General features: G+C 67.8%; 13 protein-coding genes. 6 read left to right on the top strand and 7 right to left on the bottom strand.

Features of this window, described 5'->3' with window-relative positions; all coding sequences use genetic code 11:
- Positions 1-2: 2 nt before the first annotated feature.
- On the bottom strand, positions 3-908 hold the full coding sequence (locus ABDZ36_RS06950) for an alkaline phosphatase family protein (RefSeq protein ID WP_211311338.1): 906 nt from the start codon (positions 906-908) through the stop codon (positions 3-5).
- A gap of 272 nt (positions 909-1,180) precedes the next feature.
- On the opposite strand from ABDZ36_RS06950, the gene ABDZ36_RS06945 reads away from it, so the two are divergent.
- A complete protein-coding gene (locus ABDZ36_RS06945; protein ID WP_211311337.1) occupies positions 1,181-1,942 on the top strand; it encodes a helix-turn-helix transcriptional regulator in 762 nt (253 codons plus the stop codon).
- A gap of 70 nt (positions 1,943-2,012) precedes the next feature.
- Here ABDZ36_RS06945 and ABDZ36_RS06940 read toward each other — a convergent pair whose 3' ends face one another.
- Positions 2,013-2,585: a hypothetical protein gene (locus ABDZ36_RS06940; RefSeq protein ID WP_211311336.1), complete on the bottom strand. Its 573-nt coding sequence runs from the start codon at positions 2,583-2,585 to the stop codon at positions 2,013-2,015.
- 246 nt (positions 2,586-2,831) lie between these two features.
- On the opposite strand from ABDZ36_RS06940, the gene ABDZ36_RS06935 reads away from it, so the two are divergent.
- Together ABDZ36_RS06935 and ABDZ36_RS06930 are read left to right on the top strand one after the other, a co-directional pair.
- On the top strand, positions 2,832-3,806 hold the full coding sequence (locus ABDZ36_RS06935; protein WP_211311335.1) for an aldo/keto reductase: 975 nt from the start codon (positions 2,832-2,834) through the stop codon (positions 3,804-3,806).
- Between the two features lie 141 nt (positions 3,807-3,947).
- Positions 3,948-4,373, top strand: a complete 426-nt coding sequence (locus tag ABDZ36_RS06930) for a DUF7112 family protein (RefSeq protein ID WP_211311334.1) — start codon at positions 3,948-3,950, stop codon at positions 4,371-4,373.
- Here the strand turns inward: ABDZ36_RS06930 and ABDZ36_RS06925 are convergent.
- Complete coding sequence (locus ABDZ36_RS06925; protein ID WP_211311333.1) at positions 4,370-4,945, bottom strand: response regulator transcription factor; 576 nt, start codon at positions 4,943-4,945, stop codon at positions 4,370-4,372. The two genes, ABDZ36_RS06930 and ABDZ36_RS06925, sit on opposite strands and share 4 nt — an antisense overlap.
- A 376-nt stretch (positions 4,946-5,321) precedes the next feature.
- On the opposite strand from ABDZ36_RS06925, the gene ABDZ36_RS06920 reads away from it, so the two are divergent.
- A complete protein-coding gene (locus tag ABDZ36_RS06920) occupies positions 5,322-6,302 on the top strand; it encodes a transcription initiation factor IIB (RefSeq protein WP_211311332.1) in 981 nt (326 codons plus the stop codon).
- A gap of 126 nt (positions 6,303-6,428) precedes the next feature.
- On the opposite strand, the gene ABDZ36_RS06915 is transcribed toward ABDZ36_RS06920, so the two are convergent.
- Positions 6,429-6,980, bottom strand: a complete 552-nt coding sequence (locus ABDZ36_RS06915) for a DUF1684 domain-containing protein (RefSeq protein WP_211311331.1) — start codon at positions 6,978-6,980, stop codon at positions 6,429-6,431.
- A gap of 78 nt (positions 6,981-7,058) precedes the next feature.
- Here ABDZ36_RS06915 and rtcA point away from each other — a divergent pair, with 78 nt between their 5' ends.
- A complete protein-coding gene (rtcA, locus tag ABDZ36_RS06910; protein ID WP_211311330.1) occupies positions 7,059-8,081 on the top strand; it encodes an RNA 3'-terminal phosphate cyclase in 1,023 nt (340 codons plus the stop codon).
- Here the strand turns inward: rtcA and ABDZ36_RS06905 are convergent.
- The 3 genes from ABDZ36_RS06905 to ppc form a co-directional block, all read right to left on the bottom strand.
- The gene (locus ABDZ36_RS06905) at positions 8,063-8,836 is read right to left on the bottom strand and encodes an ABC transporter permease (RefSeq protein WP_211311329.1); all 774 of its coding nucleotides are present in this window, start codon (positions 8,834-8,836) and stop codon (positions 8,063-8,065) included. The genes rtcA and ABDZ36_RS06905 overlap by 19 nt on opposite strands.
- Complete coding sequence (locus ABDZ36_RS06900; protein ID WP_211311328.1) at positions 8,833-9,909, bottom strand: ABC transporter ATP-binding protein; 1,077 nt, start codon at positions 9,907-9,909, stop codon at positions 8,833-8,835. Before ABDZ36_RS06900 ends, ABDZ36_RS06905 begins: the two co-directional genes overlap by 4 nt.
- 194 nt (positions 9,910-10,103) lie before the next feature.
- The gene (gene ppc / locus ABDZ36_RS06895) at positions 10,104-12,821 is read right to left on the bottom strand and encodes a phosphoenolpyruvate carboxylase (protein ID WP_211311327.1); all 2,718 of its coding nucleotides are present in this window, start codon (positions 12,819-12,821) and stop codon (positions 10,104-10,106) included.
- A 125-nt stretch (positions 12,822-12,946) separates the two neighbouring features.
- Here ppc and ABDZ36_RS06890 point away from each other — a divergent pair, with 125 nt between their 5' ends.
- A complete protein-coding gene (locus ABDZ36_RS06890) occupies positions 12,947-14,812 on the top strand; it encodes a sensor histidine kinase (RefSeq protein ID WP_211311326.1) in 1,866 nt (621 codons plus the stop codon).
- Positions 14,813-14,906: the final 94 nt, after the last annotated feature.

Below are 14,906 nucleotides of genomic sequence, written 5' to 3'. Positions count from 1 at the left end.
CGCTAGCGGTAGCCGAGCGCTTCGAGACGCGCTGTGACGTCGCTCTCGTCGTCGCCGTCGGTCGCACGGCCGGTCGTGGGCTCGTGCTCGCCCGTGTCGGCCGCGGTCGTCACGCACCACGGTACCTCGCGGAGTTCGGGCGTCGAGATCCCCGCGGCGTGGCCGTAGAGGTGTCGCTCGCCGAGCGCGTTGCCGTGGTCGGCGGTTATCGCCACCTGCTCGGCGTCGACGTTCTCGGTGAGTAGCCGGACCTCGTTGAGGACGTAGTCGAGGTTCTCGACGTAGGCGTCCCAGACGTCGTCGGGGTCGCGCCACCCGTAGCGGAGTTCCTCCCAGACGGAGAGCGACTCGTGGCCGAAGCGCTCCAGGGCGATGCCGTCGCCCTCGCCGCGCGGGACGGACGGGAAGTGTGGTTGCATGTAGTGGACGACGAGGCGCTCGGCGTCGCGCTCGCGGGCGGCGGTGATGGCCCGGTCGGTGATCGGGCGTGCCGGCACGGTCCCGAGGTCGTCGTCCCAGCCGTACTCCCAGACTTCGTCGACGAAGGCGAACGCGTCGTGATCGACGTACTCCGCGGAGTACGGGTTGCCCGTGACGTAGCCGATCTCGTCGAGCGCCTCGGCCGGTGCGTCCCCGAATGTCTCGGTGAGCCACTCGCTCGACGTCGCACCGGCGGCGTCGATGGTCCCCTCGCGCTCGAACCACTCGTAGCTGTCCTCAACGGCCGCCATCAGGTCTGCCCGGCAGGCATCGAGGATGACGAGGATGTCCCAGTCGCGTTCGAGGACATCGTCGCCGTCGGTGTGGCGACCGTAGGTGTAGTAGGCCCGGGAGACGAGTTCCATCGCGACGCCCGGTCCGCCGTGCCGGAGCGCGCGAACGCCCTCCCGGATGACGCTGTCGCTCATACCCCTACTGCCGCAACCTCGGCTAAAAAGCCGCCGAACTCCGTCGCTCGAAGGTCGCCCCGACGGTCACCGTTCGGTGACCCCGGCACGACTCAGAGGCACAGCCGGTGGCGACCACCGGCACATACCGCGTGGGGCGGCTGGTTGTTTAATTCACCTACTGCGGAAGTAGTTGTAGCACAATACTACGTAATAAGCGTTGCTTGCGTTTATGAGTTGTCCGGCCGATCGTACCAACGATCTTATACGTCCAGAACGCCCCAGCGGGGCGTATGCCCGGCGACCCCGAACGGCTCGCACGTCTCCTCGTCGATCGCGCGCCGTTCCTCCGCACGCTAGCCGACGGTGCCGCCGCGAAGGGGACGCTCACCGACGCGCACGACGTCTCGCGCTCGACGGTCGACCGCGCGGTCCGAGACCTCGAAGCCGTCGGCGCGGTCGAGCGGCGCAACGGCGTCGTCGTCCTCACGCTCGTGGGGCGACTCGCGCTCTCCGCGTACGACGCCTTCCGCGCCGACGTGGACGCACTCGCGGGTGCCGCGGCGCTATCGGCCCTCCCCGCTACCGCGTCGGTCACGCTCGATGCGATCCGCGGTGCCGAAATCATCGACGCCGACCCGGAAGCGCCCCATCAGCCGGTCTCCGTGTTGACCGAGTTCTTGTCGGTCGCGACCCGCGTCGAGATGTACGCGATGCGCGTGCTGCCGGAGGTCATGGACACGTTCAGGCGTCGCGTTCGAGACGGGCTCGTCCTCGACGCGTACGTCGTCCCCGATGTCCTCGATGTCCTCTTCACGGACTTCCGCGACCCCACCGAGGACATCGTCGGCGTCGAGACGGTCACGCTCTTCGAAGTGACACCACTCTACCCGTTCGGACTCGCCCTTTGTCACCTCCCTGACGGGCGGCAGGTCGCCTTCCTCGCCTGTGGCGAGCGCGGGGTAGACCTTCTCCTCGTCAACGACACCCGCGACGCGCTCGCGTGGGCCCGCGAGCGACTCGACCGGGTCGCGGCGTCCGCTCACACCCTCTGACGACGATCAGCCCGTCCGCACCCGCTGACGACGCTTTCGTCGCCGCGCTTCTGTCCCGTCTACATCTCATCTAGGTCCGGAGCGTTTCGGCTTCGTACGTCCGCTCGACGCGATACTCGACGTCCGAGAGCCGCGTCGCCGACCAGACGCCGAGGTCGACTGTCGCCTCGCCCGCCAGCCGGTCGGACGGGGCGACCGTCATCTGCTCGCCCGCCCGCAGGACGGGACGCAGTTCGTCGTAGACGCGTTCGCCGTCCACGGCCACCGCGATCCGCGCGTCGACGGCGGGGCCGGCACCGACGTTGCTCGCGACGAGCGCGCCACCGCGCGTTTCGAGGATGATCTCGGGGGCCGCGTCGGCCCGCCGCGAGCGACGCTGCTCGACGTTTCCCCACACGAGCGTCAGCGCGTACCACACCGTCGCGAGGACGACGTAGAGGGCGAAGAGCAATCGCGTTCGACTCGGCGCGAAGACGCCCGTGAGATAGGCGACGAACGTCAGCCCGACCAACAGTCCAAAGAAGACGATCCCAACGGAGAGGGCGAACGACCGGCCGCCGAGCCGGCGCAGCCGTGCCTCGTACCCGCGGAGGCCGACCTCGGACTCGCCGCTCGGCGACCAATCGAAGGGGAGTGACGACATCGGCTGTGGCGTACGACTGCGAGCTACTACGTTCCTCCGGCCGTGCGGTGTGCGTCGAGAACGCCGTCGCGCCCTCGTCGATGCCGGCCGTGCGGACGGACGTGCTCTTCCGACTCCGTCGCTCGCGACGTATCACACGCTCGCGGGCGCGCTCGTCCTCAACGTCGCCGGCTCCGTCGCCGTCCGCACCGCGGCGGATCCGGTGGGGGCACGTAGCCTTTTGACGACGCCTGCCGTGGCTCCAGTATGGAGTACACGACTCTCGGGAACACGGGCATGGCGGTCAGCGAGCTCTGTCTGGGCTGCATGAGCTTCGGGACGAGCGAGTGGCGCGACTGGGTTCTCGACGAGGCGGAGAGCCGCGAGATCATCGAGCGCGCGATCGACCTCGGGATCAACTTCTTCGACACGGCCAACATGTACTCGCAGGGCGAGTCCGAGCGCGTCCTCGGGACCGTCCTCGACGACTACGACCGGGACGAGCAGGTCGTTGCCACGAAGGTCTTCAACCCGATGGGCGACGACCCGAACGCGCAGGGCCTCTCGCGCAAGGCGATCGAGCAGGAGCTCGAAAACTCCCTCGATCGCCTCGGCATGGACACCATCGACCTCTATCAGATCCACCGCTGGGATTATGACACGCCGATCGAGGGCACCCTGCACGCGCTCGACGACGCGGTGCGACGCAACCAGGTGCGCTACATCGGCGCGTCCTCGATGTGGACCCATCAGTTCGCCGACGCGCTCGCGGCGAGCGACGCGCTCGGCCTCGAACGCTTCGTCACGATGCAGGACCACTACAACCTCGTCTATCGCGAGGAGGAGCGCGAGATGCTCCCCTACTGCGAGAAGGAGGGAATCGGCGTGATGCCGTGGTCGCCGCTCGCGCGCGGCTACCTCACGCGTCCCCACGCGGACATCGACGCGACGACGCGCGGCGAGAGCGAGGAGTACATGTACGAACACCCGTACCGGGAGGGCGGCGGTCCCGAGATCAACGAGCGCGTCCAAGAGCTCGCGGCCGAGCGCGGCGTGAAGATGGCGCAGATCGCGCTCGCGTGGCTCCTCCACAAGGACACCGTGACGACGCCGATCGTCGGGACGACGAGTGTCGAGCACTTGGAGGACGCCGTCGAGGCCACCGAGATCGACCTCTCCGCGTCGGACATGGCGTATCTGGAGGAGCCCTACGAGCCGGTGCGTGTATCCGGGCACGAGTAGGGTGGTTCCGGAGGAGCCACCGGAAACACGAGCGGCGAAGCCGCGAGTAGGGTGGTTCCGTCGGAACCGCGGAAAGCCGTCGCCGAACGCCGACCGACTCGCGCCGAACCGTTCTTCTTCGTCGCGCTCCCGTTATCGACCATGGCCGAACGCGTCACCAGCGAGGGCGTCGACACGATCGATACCGTCCTCGAACGATACGGATCGACGAACCGCCCGCAGTTACGCGTCAGCGACCCCGATGCGGTGCCGACGGGTGAGGTCGTTCGCCTCGTCGTCGACGAGACGGAGTACCGAGCCCGGGTCGAGGAGGATGCATCGGGGAACGCGGTGCTCCGCGGGGCGTTCGAGTCGCCGCGGCTGGCCCGAACGCCGGGCGAGGGCGAGAACCACCTGCGCGCGTGGCTGAACGGGCTCGATCTGGACTACGGTCGGACGATCCATCTCGACGTCGTGACACCCGACTACAAGTACGGGGTGCGCGCGCCCGGCGAACGCGCGACGTACACGGCGACGGAAGCGCCGGACGAGGGGTTGGCGAGCATCGCGCGGGATCTCGACGGTTAGAAGTTGGGGATGTCGCGGAAGGTCGCGCGGTAGTCGTCGGGGCTGAACTCGGCGGCGACGGCGTCGAGGGCGCGGCGGCGTTCGTTGATTTCCGCGCAGAGGTCGGTATCCACCTCGTCGTCCGCCGTCCCATGTCCGTCGCGCGTCGCTCGCTCCGCGCAGAGGTCGTAGAGTTTGGCGAGTTCGTCGTCGTAGCGGGTGCGCCGGAGGAGGCGTTCGACCGCCCCGTGGAGGCGATCGCGCGAGACGGGTTTGACGAGATAGGCGTCGAAGCCCATGTCGACGACGTCGCGGTCGGGTTCGATGGCGGTGACCATCGCGACTCGGCAGTCGTGATCGGCGTCGCGGATGTGCGAGAGGAGGTCGTCGCCGGACATCTCGGGCATCTCCCGATCGAGGAGGACGACGTCGACGCCGTCGTCGATGACGTCGAGCGCGTCGGGGGCGTTCGAGGCGGTTCGGACGCGGTACTCGTCGCCGAGTTGGGCCTCGTAGAGTTCGAGGTACTCCTCCAGGTCGTCGACCGCGAGTACCGTCGGGTCGGTCGGCCGATACGACGGGTCGGCGGTCATCCTCTCGCCTCCATCCCGTCGTCCCGTCCCCTGGTCCGGCATCGCGAACTCGTCGTCGTCGTCGGTCCCACGCCACTCATCTACTGTGTCCGGGAGTTCTGGTCTGATGGCCCTAAACGTTCCCCCGCGTGTCAGTCACCGCATGAGATTCTCTCCCACATGTGAGTGATAAGTGTATCGGTCACTCACGCATCCGTAGGGAGGCAGTTTATCCGCGAATAATGCGGTCTTCACGGCCTGTGTCTGCTGTTAGGAAGGCCCATGGATGGTCGGAATGAACGAAACCTTTATATGTTTTACTGTATTATGTATGGTTAGGAAGCGCCGGTCGGAGGAACTTATACATTCTTCCTCTGCCGGTCCGAAGTACCCCATCATGAGTGACACCACAATCCGTACGTACACCAGCGAGAGTCAGCGAACAGAACAGACGACCGAGAACACGGCGGACGAGCGAACCGACGTCGACGTCTGCCCGGAGTGTGGCGGGACGCTGCGCACCGACGAGTCGCACGGCGAGACGGTCTGTGCGGACTGCGGGCTCGTCGTCGACGAGGACGGCATCGATCGCGGCCCGGAGTGGCGCGCGTTCAACAGCCAGGAGAAGGACCAGAAGAGTCGGGTGGGAGCGCCGACGACGAACATGATGCACGACAAGGGGCTCTCGACCAACATCGGCTGGCAGAACAAGGACGCCTACGGCAACAGCCTCTCCAGCCGCCAGCGCCAGAAGATGCAGCGGCTGCGCACCTGGAACGAGCGCTTCCGCACGCGCAACAGCAAGGAGCGCAACCTCAAACAGGCGCTCGGCGAGATCGAGCGCATGAGTAGCGCCCTCGGCCTCCCCAAGGAAGTCCGGGAGACGGCATCCGTCATCTATCGCCGCGCGCTCGACGAGGATCTCCTCCCCGGCCGCTCCATCGAGGGCGTCGCCACCGCCGCCCTCTACGCGGCGGCGCGTCAGATGCAGACGCCGCGCTCGCTCGACGAGGTCGCGACCGTCTCGCGCATCGACGACATGGAGTTCAAGCGGACGTACCGCTACATCGTCCGTGAGCTCAGCCTCGAAGTCGCCCCCGCCGACCCCGCGAGCTACGTCCCGCGCTTCGTCAGCGAACTCGACCTCAGCGACGAGGTCGAGCGCCAGGCCCGCGAACTGCTCAAGACAGCCGGCGATCAGGGCGTCACCAGCGGGAAGTCGCCCGTCGGCCTCGCCGCCGCGGCGATCTACGCGGCAAGCCTGCTCGCCAACCAGAAGGTCACGCAGAGCGAGGTCAGCGACGTGACGGACGTCTCCGAGGTCACCATCCGTAACCGCTATCAGGAGCTCCTCGAGGCCGCCGAGACGGCGGCGTAAGCGGATTTTCTGGTGTCCTCCGCGCGCTGTCCGCGCGTGGCGTCGTACTGCATCGAGTCGGTCTTTCGTTTTCCGTGCTCCTCCTTCGAGTAGCCGCGGCACCGGCCTCCGAGTTAATTCGCCAACCTACGAGTCGGTGCGCTCGCCGGCCTCGATGGGGACGCTGACGTGGTTCTCCTCGGGCGGGACGACGCACGCGAACCCATCGTTGTACGCGCAGAAGGGGCTGTACGCGGTGTTGAAGTCGATCACCACGTCGTCGCCCGTGTCGAACGTCTCCACGTCGAGTTCGAGGTAGCGACCCAGCTTGTACGTCGTCTCGCCGTTCGTCGGGTCGGTGAACGGGACGAAGAGCCCCTCTTGGGAGGGGGCAGCGTAGGCCTCCAGCACATGGTGGTCGTCGGCGAGCGTGAAGCCGAGCGTCGCGACGCGCTCGTAGGTCCGCGCGGGGCCGTCCGTCGTCGCAAGTTCGACCTCCTCGACCTCACTCGCCGCCTGCATACGCGCGACGACGCGATAGCTCGGATCGGGTGCGTAGTAGTCGAGGCCGTCGAATGCCTCGCGCTCCTCGGGCGGGATCGGCGATTGGGGGTGCTCGGCGAGGAACTCGTCTTTCTCCGCGCGGTATTCGGTGATGCGTTCGCGCCACGCGCGCTCGTCGAAGTTGGACTCGGGCATACGCCTCCCTATTTGCCCCGCCGCGGTAAGGCGTGTGGTAGCGGCGCGTTTTTGCGTGGGCCGCGCGTCCGTCGCCCCGTGCGCTCGATTTCTGGTGCCGACGGCGGCGGCCAACTCGTGCGGAGCGCCGGCGCGTTCGCGTGCCTGCGCGGCCGCGCCGTCGAGGTGACGGCCGTTCGTGCCGCTCGCGAATCGCCCGGCCTGAAACACCAGCACGTCGCGGCACTCGATGCGCTCGCCGCCATGACGGATGCCGACCTCGACGGCGCGAGCCTCGGCTCCGAGCGCGTCGCCATCGATCCGGGCCCCGTGACCGGCGGCGAGGCGCGCGTCGAAATCGGAACGGCGGGGAGTATTCCTCTCGTCTTCGACGCCGTCCTCCCGCTGGCCGCGCGCCTCGACGCGCCGTTCAAGCTGACCGTCACGGGCGGGACGGACGTCCGCTGGGCCCCACCGCTCGACTACCTCCGCGAGGTGAAACTCCCGTTGCTCCGGTGCTTCGGCCTCGATGCGTCGCTCTCGTCTGAGCGCCGCGGCTTCTACCCTGCCGGCGGCGGCGAGGCGACGCTGACGCTTCACCCCTCCACGCTCAACCCGCTCGCGCTCCCGGCGCGCGGCCCGCTTCGGGGGATCGACGTCCACTCGGTCGCGAGCGAGTCGCTGGCCGACGCGGAGGTGGCGGAGCGACAGGCGAACGCCACCCGTACGGCGCTCGATGTTGCTTGCGTCGAAACGACGGTCACGTCCGCCGAGACGTCCTCTCCGGGGTCGGTCGTGACGCTCGTCGCTCGTTACGCCGAGACGCGTGTCGGCTTCAGCGCGCTCGGCGAACAGGGGAAACCCGCCGAAGATGTCGCGCAGGAGGCCGTAGACGACTTCGTGGCCTTTGATGCGACCGCGGCGAGCGTCGATCGCCATCTCGCGGATCAGCTCCTCCCGTTCGCGGCCCTCGCCGGTGGAGAGTACGTCGCGCCCGAACGGAGTGCGCATCTCGACACGCACGCCGACCTGCTCGATACCTTCGGGTTCGAGATGACGCTTGAGGAGGGGGAGAACGGAACCGTACGGGTGTGCGCCGGTCCTCAGTCGGTGAGCCCGTAGCCGCGCTTGAACATCGCGACGTCGACGGCGAGGACGACGACCGTGAGCGCGACGAGGACGCCGAGTGCCTCGTTTACGGGGATGTCCGAGACGCCGAGAACGCCGTAGCGGACGCCGTTCACCATGTAGACCATCGGATTGAGGTACGAGGCGGTGAGCGCCGCCCCGCTGAGGGCGTCGAGGGAGTAGAAGACGCCGCCGAAGAAGACGAGCGGCCGGAGGATGAACTGATTGAGCACCGTGAGGTGATCGAAGTCCTCGGCGACGAGGCCGCCGATGACGCCGAGCCCCGCGAACAGCGTCGCGATGACGAAGAGGAAGACGACGGCGTACACGGGATGGGCGAGCGAGTGGACGGGCGTGAAGAACGCGCCGATGAGCGCGATGAGCACGCCGATGATGATGCCCCGAAGCGCCGAGGAAGCGACGTAGCTGAACACCATCGAGCGGTATGAGAGCGGCGACGTGAGCGGTTCGTGGATGTACTCGTTCCATCGACCGTGGAAGATCGAGAACGAGGCGTTCTCGAAGGCGTTGCCGATCGCGCCGAGGACGACGAGCCCCGGCAGGATGAACTGGATGTAGGGAACGCCGTTGATCTCCTGGATGCGCGCGCCGAGGATGACGCCGAAGACGGAGAAGTAGAGGACGTTCGTGATGAAGGGCGGCAGGAAGGTGTTCCACGGCCGCCGGATGAAGCGCAGGATCTCGCGCTTCGTGAGCGTCTTCGTCCCCGTCGAGAAGAGTTCGCTCATCGGCTCGCCTCCGCTGTGACGCGTTCGTCATCGGACGTCTCGCTCGCCGTGTCGCCATCGGCGTTCACGTCGTCACCGCCGTTCGATTCGTCGGTACCGGCGCTCGCGTCGTCGTCCGCCGTGCTGTCCTCGGCTCTCGCGCCGTCCGTACTCTCGTCGTCGCGGCGCGTCAGGTCGACGAACACCTCTTCGAGCGACGTGCGCTCGATGTCGATGTCGAGCGGGGTGTACCCCTGCGCTTCGAGTTGGCGCAGGACGCTCGGGACGACCTCGCTCGCGCTCGTCGCATGTACGCGGATTGCGTCGCCCTCGACGGTGACGCCCTCGATGCGCTCGTCGTCGAGGGCGGGGGTCTCGTCCGCGGGCGCGTCGAGGTAGACGGTGAGGGTGTCGCTGCCCTTCTCCGTGAGTTCGTCGGGCGTCGCGACCGTCACCTTCCGCCCGGAGTCGATGATCGCCACCTCGTCGCAGAGGCGTTCGGCTTCCTCGATGTAGTGGGTGGTGAGGAGGATCGTCGTCCCCTCGTCGTTGAGGTCGGTGATGACCTCCCAGAGGTCGTGGCGCAACTCGACGTCGACGCCCGCGGTCGGCTCGTCGAGGATGAGGAGGTCGGGGTCGGTGACGAGGGCGCGCGCGAGCATGAAGCGGCGCTTCATCCCGCCGGAGAGCCAGTCGAAGCGGACGTCGCGCTTGTCGTAGATCCCGACGCGTTTGAGCGCCTCGGCGGCGCGCTTCTCGGCGTCGGCCTCGGAGACGCCATGGTAGCCGGCCTTGTGGTGGAGGACTTCCTTGATCGGGAAGAAGCGATCCACGTTGAACTCCTGTGGGGCGAGGCCGATGGCGTCGCGTGCGCCCTGATAGTCGTCCTCGACGTCGTTGCCGAACACTTCTGCGTGGCCGCCGGTCTTGCGGACGAGGCCGACGAGGACGTTGATGAACGTCGTCTTGCCCGCGCCGTTCGGCCCGAGGAGGCCGAAGAACGACCCCTCGGGGACGGTGAGGTCGAGGCCGTCGAGCGCCTGCACGTCGCCGTACTCCTTCTCCAGACCCTCGACGCGGATGGCTGGTGGCATTCGTGTCGAGAAGAACGCGGCCGGCGGATTAAGACCGGCGGAACCCGCCCGATCCCGCCGAGAACTGCGGGTGTGAGTCACACCCGATAGCCGTCGCGCCGTTCATCCGTCCGACGGTGCTGCTCCGTCCGACTCACGGGTCGCTTCGCTCCCCGTTCGTCTGTTCGGCGAGCCCTCGCGCTGCTCGGGCTCGCCTACCCCGTATTCTTCATTCCGGCCGCGATCCCCTTCACGGTGAGCCGGAGCGTCCGCTCCGCCTCATCGGTCCGGTGGGTCTGCCTGAGAAGCGACACCTGAAGGGCGTTGAGCGGGTCGACGTACGGGTTGCGCCGGTCGAGGCTCTCGGCGAGCCAGTCGCGCGAGACGAGGTCGTCCGCCTCCACGACGTCGAGGGCGCGCTCGCTCGCGCACTCGTACTCATCCTCGATCATCGGGAAGATCCGGTCGCGGAGTTCCGGCTCGGCGAGCGCGGCGTACTCCGCGGCGACCTCCATCTCGGTGCGCGCGAGCGCCATCGAGGCGTTGTCGATGGTCGTGCGGAAGAACGGCCAGTCGTCGTACATCTCGCGGAGCGTCTCGACGCTCCCTCCAGCATCGAGGTACGCCTCGATGCCGGTGCCAAGGCCGAACCAGCCGGGGACGATGCAGCGCGATTGGGTCCACGAGAACACCCACGGGATCGCGCGCAGGTCCTCCACCGAGCGCTCCTCGGAGCGGCTTGCGGGCCGCGAGCCCATGTTCAGCTCCTCGATGACCGTGATCGGCGTCGCCTGCTCGAAGTAGGAGACGAATCCCTCGGTGTCGAGGAGGTCGACATAGGCCTCGCGGGCCGCGGGGGCCATCGTCTCCATCGCGTCGATCCACGCGGGGTCGATGGCGTCGCCGCGATCGTTGACGTCGGCCGTATCGCCCCGGTCGACCGCGTCGTAGCGTGCGCGGACTTGGGCGTTCAGCATCTGTTCGAGGTTCCGCCGGGCGATATAGGGGTTGCCGTACGTCTCGGCGATGGATTCGCCCTGCTGGGTGAACTTCACCTCGCCGGTGACGGTTTCGGGCGGGAGGGCGAGCAGCGCCTCGTTCATCGGGCCGCCGCCGCGGGAGATCGAGCCGCCGCGGCCGTGGAAGAGGCGCAACTCGACGCCGAGGTCGTCCGTGATATTGGCGAGCTTGCGCTGGGCCTCGTTGAGCGCCCAGTTCGCGGCCAAAAAGCCGTTCTCCTTGTTCGAGTCCGAATACCCCAGCATGACCTCCTGGACGTTCCCGCGGGCGTCGACGGCCGCGCCGTAGGCCTCGTTGTCGAAGAGGGTCTCCATGGTCTCGCGGGCGTTCCCGAGCGCGGACTCCGTTTCGAGGAGCGGGACGACGTCGAGCCCACAGTGTTCGGGGAGGGCGACGACGCCGGCCTGGTCCGCGAAGAAGAGCACTTCGAGGACGTGGCTCGGGCGTTCGGTCATGCTGATACAGTAGGTGTCGATGGCGGCCTCGCCGTACTCGTCGTGCCAGTCGCCGAGCGCGTCGAAGCGCGAGCAGACGCGCGTCGCGTCCTCAGAGAGCTCCGCCGTGTCGCTCAGATCGAGGACGGACTCCTCTTGGAGCATGGCCTCGGTGAGGAACTCGACGCGCTCGTCCTCGTCCATCTCCGCGTACTCCACGCCCTCGCGTGCCAGCACCTCCTCCAGCGTCCCCGTATGCATCTCCTGGTGGTCGCGGAGGTCGAGGCTGGCGAGGTGGAAGCGGAAGGTACGGACCTGCCGTTCGAGGGGGTCGAGGTACTCGTCGGCGATGCTGTCCGCGCCGTTCGCGCGGAGGGCGTCCTCGACGACGTCGATGTCCGCGAGGAACTCCTCGTAGTCGTCGTAGCCGCCGGGGCGGACGTCTCGGATGCGCGCGAGGCGACGCCACATGACGAGCACCTTCTGTCGCAGCGGTTCGTCGGGGTAGCGCTCGCGGGTCTCGGAGACGAGCGATGGAACGCGTTCGGCGTCCTTGTTGAGTGACTCCTCGACGCTCGCGAGGTCCATACGTGAGGCGTCCTGGCTGAGGACGCCGGAGACGTCGTCGAGCGTCTCGCGGTATTTTTCGATGACGATGTCGCGCTGGCGTTCGAGGGTCTTGTCCGTCACTTCGGGCGTGACGAACGGGTTGCCGTCGCGGTCGCTGCCCGCCCACGAACGGAAGTCGAGGATTTCGGGGACAGCGGGCGGATTGTCGTACTGCTCGGCGAGCGCGTCCTCGAGGCGTTCGTAGACGTCCGGGACCTGCTCGAAGATGACGTTCGCGAGGTACCAGTGGACGTTCCGGGCCTCGTCGAACGGCTCGGGTCGTCGATCGCGGACCTGTTTGGTCGTCCAGAGGCTCTCGACGAGGGCGTCGAGGCGCGCGAGCTTGTTCGCCTGCTCGCGAGCGGTGAGACGGTGCTGGTCGAGCTCTTCGAGGAGGTCCGTGACGCGGACGAGCGTCGCCTTCACGGTTTTTCGGCGGGCCTCGGTGGGGTGGGCGGTGAACGTCGGGACGACGCGGATCGCTTCGAGGACGTCCGCGACGTCGTCGGCGCTCGCACCCCGTTCGGCGAGCGTTTCGACGGCGGCGGGGAGACCGTCGGCGAGCGTTCCGGCGTCCTCACCCTCTCGCAGGGCACGGACGCGCTCGCGCTCCTCGGCGAGGTTCACGAGCTCGAAGTACGTGGTGAACGCCCGCGCGACCGAGGCGTTGACGACCTCGTCGTTCGACTCGACGATCCGTTGGAGCGCCTCGCGACTCGCCGCGTCGCCGCGCCGGTAGTCGATCGCTGCCGTCCGGGCATCCTCGACGGCCTCGAACGCCGCCGTCGAGGCGTGTTGTTCGACGGCGTCGCCGAGGAGCTCCCCGAGTTCTCGGACGTCCTGTCGGACGCTTCGTCCGTGTAGTTCCATGGTACGCGATTCCGCGTCGTGATCCCTATAAACCACCGACCGGTCCCAGTTTTGCCACGGATCCGAATTAACATTGAGATCGGGGTGCCACAACCTTTTGGGGTGTCGGGCTCCGCTACGCGGGTATGGAACCGTTTCGGCGGGCGTTCGGGCGACTCAGCCCAGTCGTCCTCGGCGTCGTCGGCCTCGGATCGCTCGCCGTTCCGGTCTACAACGTCTACACCAGGGTTGTCCGTGGTGGGGCACCGCTGCTCTCGACGCTCGTCGAGAACGCCATCCCCGCGGTCTGTGCGCTCGCCCTCATCGCGACCGCGTGGTGGATCGTCGCCGGCTCGTGGCGGCGGGGAGAGGAGAGCACCGTCGTCTTCTGGTGTCTCGCCGCCTTCGTCGCCGCGGCCGCCCTCCACGTCTGGCTGTTCGGCGTCCAGCTCGTCGTCGATCACCGCGTCCGCCCCTACGCCACTGCCGCGAACGCCATCATCGCTGCGAGCGTCCTCGGTCTGCTCGTCGGCGTCTACGACGCCCGCCGGGGACGCCAGCACGAGCGGGTCGCGACCGAGCGCAAGAACCTCTCCTCGCTGTTCGAGAACACGACGGACTGCGTCGTCCACATCGATTTCGGTGAACGAGGACCCGTCGCGAAGGCCGCGAACGACGCCTTCGAGGACACGTTCGGCTACGCGGAAGCCGACGTCGTCGGTCGGGTGCTCACCGACCTCATCGTCCCCGAGACGGAGGGACGGACGCGGATCCCCGACTTCGAGCGCCGCGTCCGGAACGGGGAGTCCTTCGAGACCGAGGTCTCCCGCGAGAGCGTCGATGGCACGCGCGAGTTCCTCGTCCGGCTCATCCCGCTCGAGGCCGACGGCGAGGCCTACGCCGTCTACACGGACATCACCGACCGCAAGCGGCTCCACGAGGAGGTCGCCGATCGCAACCGCGTCGAATACCTCCACCGGGTCGTCTCCGACCTCACAGACGTCGATGACACCGACGCCGTCGGGGACGTCGTGATGAACGCCGCGGCGGAGACGCTCAGCCATGACGTCGGCTGTTTCGTCGTCGACGGCGAGGTGGTCGAGACGCGCGGCGACGTCGATGACGTCCTCGCGCCCGACGCGCTCGACGCCGCACACACCGGGGGGACTGCGACCGTCACGAGCCACGACGGCATGGCGGTCCTCACGATCCCCGTGGCCGACCGCGGGGCCATCCAACTTGGCGCGCCCGACGGCGCATTCGACGACCGGGACCGGGATATCGCCGGCCTGCTCGGCACGCACGCCGGCGAGACGCTCTCGCGCCTCGATCGCCAGCGCGAGATCCGCGCGGAGCGCGAGCGCCTCGAGTTCGTCAATCGGATGCTTCGCCACACTCTCCTGAACGGGATGAACGTCGTTCGCGGACGCCTCAACCTCCTCGACGACCACGTCGCGGGCGAGCTCGACGATCACCTCGATACGGCGTCCGAGCGGGTCGCGGAGATGATCTCGCACGTCGAGACGATGCGCTCGTTCACGAAGGGGGTCGTCGCGGACGGTGCCGATCGCCGCCCGATGCCGCTCGGGGCGGTCCTCAAGCGCGAGGTGGAGCGCGTCCGTGACGAGTACCCGGACGCGGACGTCACCGTTGAGGGCGACCTTCCGAACGTCGACGTCGCGGCCGACGACCTGCTCGACGAGGTGATCGCGAACGTCCTGACGAACGCCATCCAGCACAACGACACCGCGAGCCCGACGGTGACGGTGACGACGGCCGTTGAGGAGGCGACGGCATGCGTGGCCGTTCACGACGACGGGCCGGGGATTCCGGACGCCGAGAAGACACGCGTCGTCGAGAAGGGAATGCAGGGTCTCGCGAACCCGGGAGACGGGTTCGGCCTCTACTTCGTGAACGAGGTGATCGAGCGCTACGGCGGCGACATCGACGTCCGCGACAACGACCCGAGGGGTGCCGTCTTCGAGTTGACGTTCGCGCGCGCCGACGCCTGACGGCACGATTCGACGTCTCGGCGCGTGTTGCGCGCGTATTGCAGGCGTCCGCTGCCCCGGGGCCACAAGACTATACTGCCGGGACACCATATCC

This window comes from Halarchaeum salinum (assembly GCF_039520965.1).
Taxonomy (GTDB): domain Archaea; phylum Halobacteriota; class Halobacteria; order Halobacteriales; family Halobacteriaceae; genus Halarchaeum; species Halarchaeum salinum.
The sequence above is the reverse complement of the archived record's forward strand: the minus strand, read 5'-3'. Positions and strand labels throughout refer to the sequence as shown.

What these genes read in the sequence shown, in the direction of transcription:
- ABDZ36_RS06950 (WP_211311338.1), bottom strand. Translation starts at nt 908, where the DNA reads ATGAGCGACAGCGTCATCCGGGAGGGCGTTCGCGCGCTCCGGCACGGC.
- ABDZ36_RS06945 (WP_211311337.1), top strand. Translation starts at nt 1,181, where the DNA reads ATGCCCGGCGACCCCGAACGGCTCGCACGTCTCCTCGTCGATCGCGCG.
- ABDZ36_RS06940 (WP_211311336.1), bottom strand. Translation starts at nt 2,585, where the DNA reads ATGTCGTCACTCCCCTTCGATTGGTCGCCGAGCGGCGAGTCCGAGGTC.
- ABDZ36_RS06935 (WP_211311335.1), top strand. Translation starts at nt 2,832, where the DNA reads ATGGAGTACACGACTCTCGGGAACACGGGCATGGCGGTCAGCGAGCTC.
- ABDZ36_RS06930 (WP_211311334.1), top strand. Translation starts at nt 3,948, where the DNA reads ATGGCCGAACGCGTCACCAGCGAGGGCGTCGACACGATCGATACCGTC.
- ABDZ36_RS06925 (WP_211311333.1), bottom strand. Translation starts at nt 4,945, where the DNA reads ATGACCGCCGACCCGTCGTATCGGCCGACCGACCCGACGGTACTCGCG.
- ABDZ36_RS06920 (WP_211311332.1), top strand. Translation starts at nt 5,322, where the DNA reads ATGAGTGACACCACAATCCGTACGTACACCAGCGAGAGTCAGCGAACA.
- ABDZ36_RS06915 (WP_211311331.1), bottom strand. Translation starts at nt 6,980, where the DNA reads ATGCCCGAGTCCAACTTCGACGAGCGCGCGTGGCGCGAACGCATCACC.
- ABDZ36_RS06905 (WP_211311329.1), bottom strand. Translation starts at nt 8,836, where the DNA reads ATGAGCGAACTCTTCTCGACGGGGACGAAGACGCTCACGAAGCGCGAG.
- ABDZ36_RS06900 (WP_211311328.1), bottom strand. Translation starts at nt 9,909, where the DNA reads ATGCCACCAGCCATCCGCGTCGAGGGTCTGGAGAAGGAGTACGGCGAC.
- ppc (WP_211311327.1), bottom strand. Translation starts at nt 12,821, where the DNA reads ATGGAACTACACGGACGAAGCGTCCGACAGGACGTCCGAGAACTCGGG.
- ABDZ36_RS06890 (WP_211311326.1), top strand. Translation starts at nt 12,947, where the DNA reads ATGGAACCGTTTCGGCGGGCGTTCGGGCGACTCAGCCCAGTCGTCCTC.